A 13,166-nucleotide genomic window follows, 5' to 3' on the forward strand; every position below is an offset into this window, starting at 1 on the left:
GCGCTCCGATAAAATGGGCGCGGCACGACAAATCAAGTGGCGGACGCCGACGGGGAACGCACGGCCGACGCGCCGAACCGGGCGTTACCAGAAGGAGAGGTTTTTCTTCACCGCTTCCCGCTTCAGCTCCTGAATGTGCTGTGTCAGCGGGATATCCTTCGGACAGACGTTCGTGCAGGAAAACTGGGTCTGACAGCGCCAGACGCCGTGTTCTTGGTCCATCAGGTTCAGTCGATGTTCCGTCACGGACTCGCCCTCGCGTTCGTCCATGGCGAACCGGTACGCCGCGTTGATGGCCGCCGGGCCGAGATACCGGTTGTCGCCCGCCGCGATGTTACACGAGGACATGCACGCACCGCACCAGATACACCGGGTCGCCGTCTTTATCTCCTCGCGGTTCTCCCGGGACTGGCGCTGTTCTTCGAGGTCGTCGTCCGGTTTCTCGTCCGTCTGGAAGTACGGTTCGACCGCGTGCATCTGATCGTAGAAGTGGTCCATCTCCACCACGAGGTCTTTGATGACCTCCTGATGCGGCAGCGGCTCGACCTGCACCGGACTGTCGAGGTCGGACACCTGCGTCTGGCAGGCCAGCCGCTGTGACCCGTTGATGAACACGGCGTCGCTCCCGCAGATGGCCTGCCGACACGAGTGGCGCACCGTCAGCGTGGAATCGAAGTGGTCGCGGGCGTAGATGAGCGCGTCGAGGACCGTCAGCCCCCGCTTATCCGGGACGTAGAAGTGGTCGAACCGCGGCTTTTGCTTCTCTGGCACGTCGGGGTCGTACCGGAACACCTTGAGATGAACCGACTCGTCCGGCGATTCGGCGGCCCGTTCCGCCTCGGCTTCGCGCTCTCGTCGCCGACGCGCCTTGCGCTCCAGTCGGCGCTGTTGTGGCGACGATTCGGCCGCTCCTCCAGCCTGTTCCACTTCCTCCTCGGACTCCTGTCGCTCCATTTCCCCTTCCTGTTGGCTCATCGAAACCCCCTCGAACGGGTATCACGGGCCGAACGAGGATAAACCCCGTCGTCGATGTGCCATTTCGGTCGGACGTGAGCGACGGAACGACCGTTCGACGAACACCTCTCCGAAACGGACAAAAACGGTAACATGTTGGGCGACCATTCAGGAACGATTCGCATGGAATCCAAACGACACGCACAGAGCAGACGACGCGTCCTCAAACGGGGTGCCCTCGCCACCGCCGGGGTGGCCTTCGGCGTCCCCTCGCTCGTCGGGCAGGCGAGTGCGCAAGACGGGACACGGGACTGCTGTAAGACCTGCTGGATGGACGTGAAACCCGGCTGTTGTCCGAACACGGTGAACGCGCGGACGGACGAACCCGTCACGGTCTACATCGGCTGGCCGAACGTGAAACCCGAGAGCGTTCGTCTGGTTCCGTCGTCGGACCGGGCACCGTTCGAATCGCGGCGCTGTCAGAAGTACCGAAATCCGAAGTGGCGAGACATCTCCTGCGCGGACATCGACGGTCTGCTCTCGGAAACCGACGGGCGGTCCGCACCGGCGTGTCGCGTGAAAAACGAGAACGTGGACGGCGACGCCGACGGCGACACCGTACTGACGTTCTGTAGCTGTGACCTCGAACTGTGTTCGAGCGATCGGAGCCTGCTCCTCGAAGCCGAGACGGGAAGCGGCTGTCGCCTGCTCGCCGTCGATAGCGTGAAGCCGGTCAACTGCTGACCCGCCACCAAGCACTAATCCTTCTTCCTCGTATTTCGAGCGATGAAAGCATCCGACTTGCTGGTGGACTGTCTGGAGCAGGAGGGCGTCGAGTACGTATTCGGGTTGCCGGGCGAGGAACTCGGCGACGTCCTCTTCTCTCTCCGCGACTCCGACATCGAGTTCATCCCCGTTCGACACGAACAGGGTGCGGCGTTCATGGCCGACGTGCACGGTCGGGTGACCGGGCGGGCGGGCGTCTGCCTCTCGACGCTCGGCCCGGGCGCGACGAACCTCCTGACGGGGGTCGCGGACGCACATCTGGACAAGAGTCCCGTCGTCGCCATCACCGGACAGGCCGGACTCGAGCGCCAGCACAAGGAGAGCCATCAACTGCTCGACGTGCTTCACACCTACCGGTCGGTGACGAAGTGGAACACGCAGATGACCGACCCGGAAACCATCAACGAGTCGGTCCGCAAGGCGTTCAAGCTCGCTGAATACGAGAAACCCGGCGCGACGCATCTCGAATTCCCCGAGGACGTCGCGGCCGAGGAAACGAGCGCGAAACCGCTCGAATCCACCCGTCGGGTGCGGCGGCCCGACCCGGACGAGCAGTCCGTCGAGCACGCCGCCGAACTGCTCCAGCGGGCCGACAGACCGCTCGTCATCGCTGGCAACGGCGCGGTTCGGGAGCGGGCGGCAGAGAGCCTCCGCGAGTTCGTCTCGGAAACCGAGGTTCCCGTCGTCGGGACTTACATGGGCAAGGGGGCGCTCTCGGACGCCGACGAACACTCCCTGTTCACGCTCGACTCGGGCGAGAACGGCGAGGCCGCGGACGCCATCGCGCGGGCCGACTGCGTGCTCACGCTCGGATACGACATCGCCGAACACGACCCCGAAAGCTGGAATCCCGACCGCGACAAGGATGTCGTTCACCTCGACTCCGAACCCGCCGAGGTGTACGAACACTACAACCCGAACGTGGAACTCGTCTGTGACATCTCCGCCGGACTCGACGCGCTTCGGGAGCGACTCGACGTGACCTGCCCCGCCGGATGGTACCACGACCAGCGCGAGGCCATCGCCGAGCAGACGACCCGGCACCCCGAATCCGACGACCCGGTGACGGTGAAGAACGTCCTCCCACTCCTCCGGGGGGCGATGGCCGACGAGGACGTGCTCGTCTCCGACGTGGGCAGCCACAAGATGGCCATCGCGCAGAACTTCCCGACCTACGAACCGAACACGGTCATCGTCTCGAACGGCCTCGCCAGCATGGGAATCGGCGTTCCGGGCGGTCTGGCGGCCGACCTCGCGTCCGATTCGAACGTCGTCGTCGCCACGGGGGACGGCGGGTTCATGATGAACGCGGCGGAGATAGAGACGGCAACCAGACTCGGCTGTGCGTACACCATCGTCGTTTTCAACGACTCCGAGTACAGACTCATCACCGAGGAACTGGAGGAGGAGTTCGGCGACCACTTCGGCACCGGTCTGACGAACCCCGACTTCGTGAAATTCGCCGAAAGTTTCGGCATCGACGCCACGCGGGCCGAGACGTGGGACGACATCGACACGGCGCTGACCGAAGCGGTCGAGAGCGACGGCATGACGCTGGTCGAGATACCGGTTGAGAAACGGATTTGAGAACGCGAATTCTGCCGACATCGGTCACCAGACTCTATAGGAACGCTACCGAACGCGCTTTTACATGACGGATACGACAGAGCAGATTTCGCTCGACGTACTCCTGTTGCCCGCCTTCTCGGCCGACGATTTCGAGATGGAGAAAGACCTCCCCGACGAGCTCGAGCGGTGGCGAGACACCTACGAGTTCGAGCACTCGGCGTCGGTGCCCGGCGCGAACATGCCGGTCTACTACACGGACGACGGCATCGGAATCACGTCCACGGGGATGGGAAAGGCCGCCGCCGCGGCGACCGTGACCGCGATTCTCGCCGGAGAGCGGTTCGACTGCTCGGAGACGTACTTCATCACTGTCGGCATCGCCGGGTCGCCGCCGGACGTTGGAACGCTCGGGTCGGTGTTCGTTGCCGATCACATCGTGGATTGGGATATCAAACATCGGTGGGTGGCTCGAGACGGGAAGACGGAGGAGGAACGGAACCATCCTCTCGAACTGTTCTCGTATCGTCCGTACGATTACGTCTATCACCTCGACGACGACCTCGTGGACGTGGCTCTCGACGCCGGACAGTCGGTCGAACTGCGCGACGCCCCCGGTATGAGAGAGTACCGAAACCAGTACTCGCAGGACGCTGCGCGGTCGGACCCGAGCGTGGCCGTCGGAACGACGCTCTGTAGCGACGAGTTCTGGCACGGCGAGACGGTGTCCGAGCACGCCCAGTGGCTCGTGGACGAGTACGACGCCGGGACCTACGCCACGACCGAGATGGAGGAGATGGGAACCGCGACGGCCCTCGACAGGTTCGGGGCGCTCGATAGGTTCCTGAGCGTTCGCGGCGTCGTCAACTTCGACCGACCGTACGATGGGCAATCGATGCGGGAAAGCCTCCACGAGGGCGCGGAGGCGGAAACGTTCGACGCCACGCTGGAAAACGTCGTCACCGTCGGGTCGGCAATCGTGGACGAACTCCGCACCGATGGCGCGTCGTTCGACGGGTGAAAACCGAGTTCGAGGGCTGTAAACTACCGTCCCAGTCGACCGCGAACCATCGAGAGTCCGGTTCGAAGGCGCGAGGGACGCGCCACGAGCGCCATCTCCGTCTCGGTCAGTTCGAAGTCGAAGATTTCGAGGTTCTGTTTCAGGTGCGCCTCGCTCGTCGATTTCGGAATCGTCACCACGCCGTCCTGCTGTGTCACCCACCGGAGCGCGACCTGTGCCGGGGATTTGTCGTACTTCGTCCCGAGTTCCGTGAGAACGTGGTCGTGCATGGCGCCGCCGTGGGCCAGCGGACTGTAAGCCGTCAGCAGCACGTCGTTTCGCTGGCAATAGTCGAGCAACTCCGCCTGCGGGTTGAACGGGTGGAACTGCACCTGGTCGGTGAACACGTCCACCGTCGCCTCCTCCCGCGCCGTCTCCAACTGCTCCGTATCGAAGTTGCTCACGCCGATGTGGCGGGCCACTCCGTCACTCTGTAGGTCCGAGAGCGTCCGCATCACTTCGCCCGTCGAGGCGAGCGGGTTCGGCCAGTGGATGAGGAGCAAGTCCACGTACTCGGTCCCCAACTGCGCCAGACTCTCGTGGACGGAGTTCACGATATCGGGACGTTTGCGGTGCATCGGCCACACCTTCGTCGTCAGAAAGACGTCCTCGCGGTCGACGTCGGAGTGCTCGATGGCTTGCCCGACCTGCCGCTCGTTGCCGTAGGCTTGCGCGGTGTCGATGTGTCGATAGCCGAGGTCGAGCGCCGTGGAAACCGCATCGCGGCACGTCGCGCCCTCCATCCGCCACGTTCCGAGGCCGACCTTCGGAATCTCCTCTCCGTGAATCGTCTCGTACTCCATATCGTTCGTATGCGTGCGGGACGGTAAATATCGACTGGCGGACCGGTGAGGGTCGAACGGCGTTCCCGATACTACGCCGCGACCCCTCGTCGTTCCGCCGCTATTCCTCGTCGTACGACACCACGCGCCCCCACGAACTCTTCTTCCCCCACAGCCCCGAACGCATACACTCCAACTCGACGATTTGGGAGTTGTCCACGAACAGGTTCACCTCCGGTCCGAAGTTCTTGATGTACCACTCGAACACCTGTGGGTCGGCGGCCTCGAACACGCAGTTCTCGATGCCGACCTCGTTCGCTATCTCGAAGGCAACGTCGGTCCGCCAGTCGCGGACGCGTTCGGTGATACCCTCGGATTCGACCATTATCTTGTACGCACCGGCGTCGAGGTGCCGCTCCGCTTCCCGAATCGCGCTCGCGGGGTCGATGGCCGCCTCGCTCTCCAGTTCCTCGACCGAAGAGGCCCCGCCAGCGCCGAACTGGACGTTGATTTCGGGCTTGGCCTTCAGGCCGTGGTTCTGAACGAGTCGGGTCAGTTCCACGAGGTCGTCGGTGTCGATGGCGATGAACCCCGAGGATATTTCTACGATGTCGAAACCGAGATTTCCGGCCTCCTCGATGTACCGTTCTACCTTGTCGTTGTCTCGGACGAGAACGTTCTCGATGAACCCTCCGGTCGAAACCTGAACGTCGTACTCGTGGCAGATGGTGATGAGTTCCTCCACCACGTCCTCGGGCATCAGTGCGAACGACCCGCCCGAGAACTTGTAGATGTCCACGTACTCGCCCATCGTGTCGAGGATGTCCTGCAGTTCGCGCGGCCCCATCGGATCGTAGTACGGCCCGCGCATCTCGGTGATTCCCTTCTCCCGCGGTTTCGATTCGCGCTCGTTGACGTGCAGAAAGTCGAATGCTCTGTCGGTCATGAAACCCCCGGACGGGGTACGACGAACAGATACTAAAGGCGTTGGGCGCCCAGTAAGTGACAATTGGTCAATAGAAAATCCGTTCGCCAAACGCTGAAGGGACGCGGTTCGAAATTCTACGGGTATGGGCTCTCCACCATCGCTGGCGTCGGAGATTCGGTCGATGAGCTTCGACGATATCTTTTTGCTCACCACGATGGCGGTGGTCGCCGTCTCGTTCATCGGCCCGGACTCGTACTTCGGAATCGACGACGGGGCGATTGCGTGGGGACTGACCTTGCTGGGGATGACGTGGGCCTTCTCCCGAGGACGAGTGGCGTACTCGCCGACGAGCTTCGGGGTGAAACACCGCACCGACACCCGACCCATCGAAACCGACGAACGGGTCCGCTGTGACTGCTGTGGAGGTCGAACCGAGGACGGCGAGCGGCGGCGGTACGCCAAACAGCAGGTCGCCTTCGGCATCCCTCTCAGAACGCTCGACTGGGGCGAAAACGCCTACTGTCGGGAGTGTCTGTCGCCGGAATCCGACGCCGAACCCGGAACGGAACCGATAGCGGAAGGAAACCGTTCGACGGGACTCGAACACGGACATCGATAGGCGGGTCGTTCGACGCCGAGACGTGCGGAAACCCGGCATTTCTCGTCGGTAGCGAGCGTTTGAAGCGCGACAGAGACGGTCTGTCTCGACTGAAGGGAAACGAACGGCGAACGATGAGGTATCCGGTCGGCTTCCGCGCGTCGATGGTCGAGGACGGAACGCTCACGGATTCTCCGGGAATCGACATCGAACGGGACGACGCCGACGGCGAGGACAGACTGGACGACATTCGACTGCTCCCGAACTAGCCCGAAGCGTGTAGTCTCGAAATCCCGTTCGGTGGTCTGTATGGCGGGGCGCTACAGCGGCACCCACGGCGGTTCGCCGATGCGGTCTATCTGCTCACCCGCCGGAAAACGAACGAAGTCGTTTCGCCCGCAGCCAGCGCCGTAGCGCTGGAGGTGCCACAGGACGCCGTTGTCGGACGGCGCCGAACAGGAGTCCGCAGCCGTCTCGGTCGGCGGTGACGGCGACGACGGCGCTCCCGAGAGGACGCCGGGAACGATGCCGAACGACAGGACGACGAGCAGGACGACGCCGCGCGTCGTCGCGTCGGTCGGCCGAAAACGCCGGTCGTCGGGGTCAGAATCGGAGTCGGCCGCGGTTCTGGACGGACGGTCTGCGTCGGTCATATCGAAACGGAGAACGGCGCTCTCGTGCTTTGTTATTGGGAACACATCCGTCGCGCAATCCCGATTACCGGTCGTCGTCTCGCCGACGGGCGGAAAAATAGTCGTGCTGTAAAGCGTTTGGAACTCGATTCACCGAGTTCGGGAATCCGCTGGTTTAGTCGTCCTGGTTCTGCCAGTTGTAGTTTTCCGCGCTGGACCAGGCAGCCTGCGCGTTCTCGTTCTCCTGCTCGTTGTACTGGGCCGCGTACGCGTCGCCGGATTCAGCTTCGTCGTCCCAGCCGAGAGCCGCCGAGGCCGCGACGTTGGTATCCTGCGAGTTGGCGTTACCCTGTGCGACGTACTGGTCCTGGCTCACACCGGACCACGCGTGCTGTTCACTGTACTGCGCCTGATTGTCGTCCGCAAATGCGGCCGCGTTTCCGACGAAGCCAACCGCGAAGAGGCTGGCAACGACGGTCATAGCGAGGAGCATTCTAGTTCCTTTTTTCATTGTATTCACCTTGGACGACACCGACACGTCGTCGTGTGTTCATCGTCCACTTTCTCGTGTCGTCGCAACTGTATTTCAATGGAGAGGACCGTTTTTTCGATGCGGACGGTTGGTACCTGCTGGCTACCTTTATCGGGATGGGGTAAGCAGGATAAGCCGCTCGATACAGCCGAATTCAGGCCTTTCAGTCCAAAACGGTTCGGCGAACTTATCGGATAAAGCACAGCCGACCGGATGGTAAATGTCATGTACGATATGATATGTCCGAGCTGCCATCCAAGTTATATGCTATCCATTGACAGCATATCCGGGAGTTAACCGCGGGCTGACGCGCCGCCGTTAGTCGAGTAACCGAACGATGTCGTCGGCATCCCGGTCTTCGAGTCCGTGTACCGTCTCGATGATGTCCTCCCGGTGTGCCTCGTCGTACCGGGATTCGGCCATCCGTTCGAACTTCGACTCGACCTGTTCCCACGACATCGAGTTGTTCGGGTGGCCCGCGAAGTCGTCCTTCTCGATGTGGTACGTCGTACCATCGTCCATCACCACGTCGATGTTCGCGGGCATCTCGCCCGCCTCGAAGCGGTCCGTGAGGTCCTCGTCCTCCTCCACGTCGACGGTTCGGAGCAGTTCCTGTACGTCGTCCCGACGGATTCGGTCCGGGTCGTACTGCGCGTTCGTCATCTCGCGGTCGATGAGCGAGACGGCGAGCATGTACGGCAGGGAGTGGTCGGCTTGCGCCTTCGTCTCGACCTCGTAGCGCGACCCCTCGCCGCCGCCGATGATGAGTTTCGCACCCGCGAACGTATCGAGGTGAATCGATTCCACGTCGTCGGGGTCGATGTCCTCGCGCTCCGCCAACTCGATGATACCCTCCACGGCGGATTGGGCGTACGTCTCGGCGACGTATCGTTTCGTCATCACGTCGTGAACGCGCTCGCCCGGCGACAGGTCGACGTCGAACTCGCCGGAGACGATCTGCTTCCATCCCTTTTGACCCTCGAAGAGGTTCGTCGGTCCCTCGACGCCGTTTTTCGCCAGCATCGCGGAATAGACGGCGTTTCGCGCGGCGTTCGCCGAGGCGAGGCCCTTCCACTCCGAAATCCCCTCGGTCCGCGTCACCCGGAGGGCGTTATGCGCGGTTCCGGCGATGCCGATGGCGGACCGGATTTCCTCGCGGTCCAACCCGAGCAGTTTCGACGCGCCCGCAGTCGCCGAGATGACGGTGTGGGTAACGTGGTCCCACCCCCTGTCCCGAACGGGCGCGTTCCACGCTAGTTCGGCCTGCACCTCGTACGCGACGGCGATGGCGGTGATGAGGTCCGTTCCCGTACTCCCCTCGTACTCCCCGCACACGATTGCGGCCGCGATGTTGTCGCTGGGATGCGGCGTCTCGCCGGGCGCGAGAAACGAGTCCATGTAATCGAGATACCGGACGTACGCCGTGTTCAGCATGGTCGCGTCCGGCGGGGACGCGCTTCCGCCACCCCACAAGGTGCAGTCTCCGTCACCCATCTCCTCGACGGTCGCGCGAACCGCCCCGACGGGTTTTTCGCCCATCGCTCCCACGGCGATTCCCACCGAGTCGAGCACCCGCTTTTTGAGTTCGTCCACCGTATCCTCCGAAAGGTCATCGTAGGTCGTTTCCGCGACGAAATCCGCGAGTTCTGCTGTCGTCGTCATGGCTCATGTGGGCAACGGGCACGGGTAAAAGTACAGCGGGCGATACGGGTCGGTGGTTTGGCGGCACTTTCGGGGTATGGTAAACCATTATCGACATCCACGTGAATCCACACGAGATGAAGAAAGTCGCAATAGAGGATACGAACGGCCACGCGCCGCGCGCATTCCAACCGCTCACCGAAGCGCTCGGGGCTACCGGCCTCGCACTCAACTACTACGAACGCGCTTCCGGCGAACACATCGGCGATTGCTATCACCGCCATCACAAGCAGGAGGAAGTGTTCTACGTCCTCTCGGGTACGGCGACGTTCGAAACCGAGGACGGAAATGTCGAAGTAGACGCCGGGGAACTGATACGGTTCGCACCGGGCGAGTGGCAACAGGGGAGGAACGACGGGGGCGACCGACTCGTCGTCCTCGCGCTCGGTGCGCCGCGTAGCGACGAGCCGATGGACCTCCGCCGAACGTGCGCGTCGTGTGAGGAGCGAACGCCAGCAGTCCCCGAGGAGTCGGACGGCGAAGTCGTGTTCTACTGCGAAGTTTGTGGCGCAGAAACGGGACGATACGGTTGGTGACCCTATTCGTGCGGAAGCGACATGACGGTCGTCTCGCCGGAGAGGACTTCACGGTCGGTTTCCGCGCGAACTTCGACCGCGAGGCGGTCCGTGCCCAACTCCTCGGTCACGGTCGCCGTCGCGCTGACGGTTTCTCCCGGCCGAACCGGGTTCTCGAACTCCAAATTCTGCGAGAGATAGACGATATCGCCGGGAAGCGCAGCGAGCGCGGCGCTGACGACGCTAGCCGTGAGCGCACCGTGGGCGACGCGACCCCCGAAAAGCCCGTCCTCGGCGTAGTCGGCGTCCACGTGGAGGGGGTTCTCGTCGCCGGTGAGCGCCGCGAACCGGTCGATTCGTTCCTGCGTCAGTTCCAACGTCACCGTCTCGGAGTCCCCGACGGATGCGACTGGCATACCCGAACTCGGTCCCCGGCCGGAATGAATCTCCGGGTTAACATGTAAAACAGGGGGTTGATTACGCGTTCATACGTCGCAATGCGTATGCCATTTACCGACAACGACGGCGTTTCGCTCTACTACGAGGAGCACGGACCGACGAACGCCGACCCCATCGTTTTCGTGGAAGGACTCGGCTACGGACGGTGGATGTGGCGCTGGCAACGCGAGTCGTTCGCCGACGACTATCGCGTCGTCGTGTGGGACAACCGCGGGACGGGGGAGTCCGACGCGCCGGACGGTCCCTACAGCATCAAGGGGATGGCGGGCGACCTCGAAGCGGTGCTCGCGGCCGTCGGCGTCGAAACGGCACACGTCGTGGGTGCGAGCATGGGTGGAATGATAGCCCAGCAGTACGCGCTCGACTACGACCGAGCAGAGACGCTCTCCCTCCTCTGCACCACGCCGGGCGGCGACAAGGCGGTTCCGACGCCGCCCGAGACGCAGGAACGGATGTTCGACGTGCCCGAGGGATACGACGAACGCGAGGCGATTCGCTACAAGATGGCCCCCGCGATGACCGAGGAGTTCGCCGCGGAGCGCGACGACCTCGTTTCGGACATCGTGGACTGGCGGCTGGCGGGCGACGCGTCCGACGAGGCCAGGAAAGCACAGGCGATAGGCGTCTCGAACTTCGACGCCAGCGACCGTCTCGGTGAACTCACGCTCCCGACCCTCATCGCGCACGGAACCGCGGACCGCGTGCTGCCCTTCGAGAACGCCGAACTGCTCGCCGACCGCATTCCGCACGCCGAACTCGAATCCTTCGAGGGCGGGCCACATCTCTTCTTCATCGAACAGTCCGGTGCGGTAAACGAACGACTCCGAACCTTCCTCGACGATGCCTGAGCACTCGACGCGGCCGTACGAATGGGTCGGCGCGTGGAGCGAAAAGCGGGCGCAACTCTCCCCCGACGCGGTGGGGTTGGTGGACGCCACCACGGGCGAACGCTACACCTACCGCGAACTCGACCGACGGGCGAACCGCACCGCCCGACTGCTCCGCGAATACGGGGTCGCCGACGGCGAGCGCGTCGCCGTCCTATCGCGCAATCGCCCGGAACTCATCGACTGCTTTTTCGCCACCGGGAAGACCGGCGGCGTGCTCGCGCCGCTCTCACACCGCCTCGCACCCCGCGAACTGGTGCAGATGCTGAACGACGTCGAACCGAAACTACTCGTCGTGGAAGCGCCCTTCGCCGAGCTCGCCGCCGACGTGCTGTCCCACGACGCCCGCGAGTTCGAAACGGCGGTCGTCACGCTCCCGGCGGACGAGAATTCGTCGGAAAGCGATTCGGACCCGTCGGGCGGGTCCGAATCGCTCGCGGCCGAATCGCGAGGGGGCGAATGGCGGGGAGACAAATGGTGGTCGTGGGATTCGACCCTTCCGGTGGACGGTTCGCCGGTCGAAACCGCCGACGTATCGATGGACGACCCGCACCTCTTCCTGCACACGGGTGGGTCCACGGGCGTCCCGAAGGAGACGGTCATCACTCACGGCTCCATCCTCTGGAACTCCTTCAACACCATCACGGCGTGGGGGTTGCGACCGGAGGACGTGACGCCGATGGTGTTCCCGCTGTTCCACACCGGCGGGTGGAACGTCCTCACGGTTCCCCTCTTCCACCTCGGCGCGCGGGTGGTCATCGCCCGCGAGTTCGACCCAGAGTCCGTGCTCCGACTGGTGGAGTCGGAAGGGGCGACCGTCCTCGTCGCGGTCCCCGCCGTCCTGCGGATGATGTGTCACCACGACGAGTGGGACGACACCGACCTCTCGACGCTCCGCTTCGCCAAGAGCGGCGGCGGCCCGTGCCGCAACTCGGTGATGGAGGCGTGGTGGGACCGCGGCATCGAACTCTCGCAGGGCTACGGGCTCACCGAGTGCGGACCGAACAACTTCACCCTGCCGGACGGCTGGTCCCACGAGAAATCCGACAGCGTGGGCGTCCCCGCGATGCACGTCGATGCCCGCGTCGTGGACGACGACGGCGAACCGCTCCCGTCGAGGACCATCGGCGAACTCGAACTCGCCTCGCCCCACGCCGCGGACCGCTACTGGAAGAACCCGGAGGAGAGTGCCGAGACGTTCGGGATTCCCGTGAGCGAAGCGAATGGAAGCCCGAACGGCGAACAACGCGAGTCTTCCGGCGAGTGGGTGTCCACGGGCGACCTCGCGCGCGTGGACGAGGACGGCTACGTCTACATCGAGGGGCGAAAGAAAAACATGTACGTCAGCGGCGGCGAGAACGTCTACCCCGCCGAAGTCGAGGACGTCATCGCCGACCACCCGAAGGTCGAGGAAGTCGTCGTGGTCGGCGTCCCCCACGAGAAGTGGGGACGGGTCGGAAAAGCGGTCGTCGAGGGAGACGAGTCGCTCACGCTATCCGATTTGGAGGCGTTTCTCGACGGCGAGCTCGCGCGGTTCAAGCGCCCTCGACACCTCGCGTTCGTGGACGAGATGCCCATGTCCGGGCCGTCGAAAATCGACAGGGAAGCGGTGAAGTCGGAGTTCGGGGAGGCGAAATAGTCGTCGAACCGAGTTCGCCGGACTAGAAAAGAAGTTTAGATTTAGGGAGCTAATTCTGATTTGATGGCGGAAACGGCGGCGGGGCGACGCGTGATTTGAGTCAGTTTCCGTCGAGTGTCGTCGTAAC

Annotated in this window: 15 protein-coding genes; 8 read left to right on the forward strand and 7 right to left on the reverse strand. The window is 63.4% G+C overall.

What is annotated here, in order from left to right:
• Positions 1-84: 84 nt before the first annotated feature.
• Complete coding sequence (locus tag V5735_RS17655; protein WP_423746074.1) at positions 85-975, reverse strand: succinate dehydrogenase/fumarate reductase iron-sulfur subunit; 891 nt, start codon at positions 973-975, stop codon at positions 85-87.
• 162 nt (positions 976-1,137) lie between these two features.
• Between V5735_RS17655 and V5735_RS17660 the strand changes: the two genes are divergently transcribed.
• From V5735_RS17660 to V5735_RS17670, 3 genes are all read left to right on the forward strand, one after another.
• Positions 1,138-1,698: a twin-arginine translocation signal domain-containing protein gene (locus V5735_RS17660; protein ID WP_423746075.1), complete on the forward strand. Its 561-nt coding sequence runs from the start codon at positions 1,138-1,140 to the stop codon at positions 1,696-1,698.
• 42 nt (positions 1,699-1,740) lie between these two features.
• Complete coding sequence (locus tag V5735_RS17665) at positions 1,741-3,327, forward strand: acetolactate synthase large subunit (protein ID WP_423746076.1); 1,587 nt, start codon at positions 1,741-1,743, stop codon at positions 3,325-3,327.
• 64 nt (positions 3,328-3,391) lie between these two features.
• On the forward strand, positions 3,392-4,327 hold the full coding sequence (locus V5735_RS17670; RefSeq protein WP_423746077.1) for a phosphorylase: 936 nt from the start codon (positions 3,392-3,394) through the stop codon (positions 4,325-4,327).
• Positions 4,328-4,350: 23 nt separating this feature from the next.
• Here V5735_RS17670 and V5735_RS17675 read toward each other — a convergent pair whose 3' ends face one another.
• Both V5735_RS17675 and V5735_RS17680 read right to left on the reverse strand, forming a co-directional pair.
• Complete coding sequence (locus V5735_RS17675) at positions 4,351-5,169, reverse strand: aldo/keto reductase (RefSeq protein WP_423746078.1); 819 nt, start codon at positions 5,167-5,169, stop codon at positions 4,351-4,353.
• 100 nt (positions 5,170-5,269) lie between these two features.
• Complete coding sequence (locus V5735_RS17680; protein WP_423746079.1) at positions 5,270-6,094, reverse strand: phosphosulfolactate synthase; 825 nt, start codon at positions 6,092-6,094, stop codon at positions 5,270-5,272.
• A gap of 124 nt (positions 6,095-6,218) precedes the next feature.
• Here V5735_RS17680 and V5735_RS17685 point away from each other — a divergent pair, with 124 nt between their 5' ends.
• Both V5735_RS17685 and V5735_RS17690 read left to right on the forward strand, forming a co-directional pair.
• The gene (locus V5735_RS17685) at positions 6,219-6,695 is read left to right on the forward strand and encodes a hypothetical protein (RefSeq protein WP_423746080.1); all 477 of its coding nucleotides are present in this window, start codon (positions 6,219-6,221) and stop codon (positions 6,693-6,695) included.
• A 113-nt stretch (positions 6,696-6,808) separates the two neighbouring features.
• Entirely contained in the window at positions 6,809-6,943 is a 135-nt protein-coding gene (locus V5735_RS17690) for a hypothetical protein (RefSeq protein ID WP_423746081.1), read from the forward strand.
• A gap of 51 nt (positions 6,944-6,994) precedes the next feature.
• Here the strand turns inward: V5735_RS17690 and V5735_RS17695 are convergent, their stop codons facing one another.
• The 3 genes from V5735_RS17695 to V5735_RS17705 all read right to left on the reverse strand — a co-directional run bounded on the left by V5735_RS17695 (position 6,995) and on the right by V5735_RS17705 (position 9,500).
• Positions 6,995-7,327, reverse strand: a complete 333-nt coding sequence (locus V5735_RS17695) for a hypothetical protein (protein ID WP_423746082.1) — start codon at positions 7,325-7,327, stop codon at positions 6,995-6,997.
• Between the two features lie 154 nt (positions 7,328-7,481).
• On the reverse strand, positions 7,482-7,787 hold the full coding sequence (locus V5735_RS17700; protein WP_423746083.1) for a hypothetical protein: 306 nt from the start codon (positions 7,785-7,787) through the stop codon (positions 7,482-7,484).
• Positions 7,788-8,156: 369 nt separating this feature from the next.
• Complete coding sequence (locus V5735_RS17705) at positions 8,157-9,500, reverse strand: MmgE/PrpD family protein (protein WP_423746084.1); 1,344 nt, start codon at positions 9,498-9,500, stop codon at positions 8,157-8,159.
• 116 nt (positions 9,501-9,616) lie between these two features.
• Here V5735_RS17705 and V5735_RS17710 point away from each other — a divergent pair, with 116 nt between their 5' ends.
• Positions 9,617-10,075: a cupin domain-containing protein gene (locus V5735_RS17710; RefSeq protein ID WP_423746085.1), complete on the forward strand. Its 459-nt coding sequence runs from the start codon at positions 9,617-9,619 to the stop codon at positions 10,073-10,075.
• Between the two features lie 2 nt (positions 10,076-10,077).
• On the opposite strand, the gene V5735_RS17715 is transcribed toward V5735_RS17710, so the two are convergent.
• Entirely contained in the window at positions 10,078-10,470 is a 393-nt protein-coding gene (locus V5735_RS17715) for a MaoC/PaaZ C-terminal domain-containing protein (RefSeq protein WP_423746086.1), read from the reverse strand.
• Positions 10,471-10,557: 87 nt separating this feature from the next.
• Between V5735_RS17715 and V5735_RS17720 the strand changes: the two genes are divergently transcribed.
• Positions 10,558-11,361 carry an alpha/beta fold hydrolase gene (locus V5735_RS17720; RefSeq protein WP_423746087.1) on the forward strand — a complete coding sequence of 268 codons (804 nt, stop codon included), beginning with the start codon at positions 10,558-10,560 and terminating at the stop codon, positions 11,359-11,361.
• Positions 11,354-13,039, forward strand: a complete 1,686-nt coding sequence (locus tag V5735_RS17725) for an AMP-binding protein (RefSeq protein ID WP_423746088.1) — start codon at positions 11,354-11,356, stop codon at positions 13,037-13,039. Before V5735_RS17720 ends, V5735_RS17725 begins: the two co-directional genes overlap by 8 nt.
• Positions 13,040-13,166: the final 127 nt, after the last annotated feature.

The sequence above is a fragment of the Haladaptatus sp. SPP-AMP-3 genome (assembly GCF_049568665.1).
Taxonomy (GTDB): domain Archaea; phylum Halobacteriota; class Halobacteria; order Halobacteriales; family Haladaptataceae; genus Haladaptatus; species Haladaptatus paucihalophilus.

What these genes read in the sequence shown, in the direction of transcription:
- V5735_RS17665 (WP_423746076.1), top strand. Translation starts at nt 1,741, where the DNA reads ATGAAAGCATCCGACTTGCTGGTGGACTGTCTGGAGCAGGAGGGCGTC.
- V5735_RS17685 (WP_423746080.1), top strand. Translation starts at nt 6,219, where the DNA reads ATGGGCTCTCCACCATCGCTGGCGTCGGAGATTCGGTCGATGAGCTTC.
- V5735_RS17675 (WP_423746078.1), bottom strand. Translation starts at nt 5,169, where the DNA reads ATGGAGTACGAGACGATTCACGGAGAGGAGATTCCGAAGGTCGGCCTC.
- V5735_RS17710 (WP_423746085.1), top strand. Translation starts at nt 9,617, where the DNA reads ATGAAGAAAGTCGCAATAGAGGATACGAACGGCCACGCGCCGCGCGCA.
- V5735_RS17720 (WP_423746087.1), top strand. Translation starts at nt 10,558, where the DNA reads ATGCCATTTACCGACAACGACGGCGTTTCGCTCTACTACGAGGAGCAC.
- V5735_RS17725 (WP_423746088.1), top strand. Translation starts at nt 11,354, where the DNA reads ATGCCTGAGCACTCGACGCGGCCGTACGAATGGGTCGGCGCGTGGAGC.
- V5735_RS17680 (WP_423746079.1), bottom strand. Translation starts at nt 6,094, where the DNA reads ATGACCGACAGAGCATTCGACTTTCTGCACGTCAACGAGCGCGAATCG.
- V5735_RS17690 (WP_423746081.1), top strand. Translation starts at nt 6,809, where the DNA reads ATGAGGTATCCGGTCGGCTTCCGCGCGTCGATGGTCGAGGACGGAACG.
- V5735_RS17715 (WP_423746086.1), bottom strand. Translation starts at nt 10,470, where the DNA reads ATGCCAGTCGCATCCGTCGGGGACTCCGAGACGGTGACGTTGGAACTG.
- V5735_RS17670 (WP_423746077.1), top strand. Translation starts at nt 3,392, where the DNA reads ATGACGGATACGACAGAGCAGATTTCGCTCGACGTACTCCTGTTGCCC.
- V5735_RS17705 (WP_423746084.1), bottom strand. Translation starts at nt 9,500, where the DNA reads ATGACGACGACAGCAGAACTCGCGGATTTCGTCGCGGAAACGACCTAC.
- V5735_RS17695 (WP_423746082.1), bottom strand. Translation starts at nt 7,327, where the DNA reads ATGACCGACGCAGACCGTCCGTCCAGAACCGCGGCCGACTCCGATTCT.
- V5735_RS17655 (WP_423746074.1), bottom strand. Translation starts at nt 975, where the DNA reads ATGAGCCAACAGGAAGGGGAAATGGAGCGACAGGAGTCCGAGGAGGAA.
- V5735_RS17660 (WP_423746075.1), top strand. Translation starts at nt 1,138, where the DNA reads ATGGAATCCAAACGACACGCACAGAGCAGACGACGCGTCCTCAAACGG.
- V5735_RS17700 (WP_423746083.1), bottom strand. Translation starts at nt 7,787, where the DNA reads ATGACCGTCGTTGCCAGCCTCTTCGCGGTTGGCTTCGTCGGAAACGCG.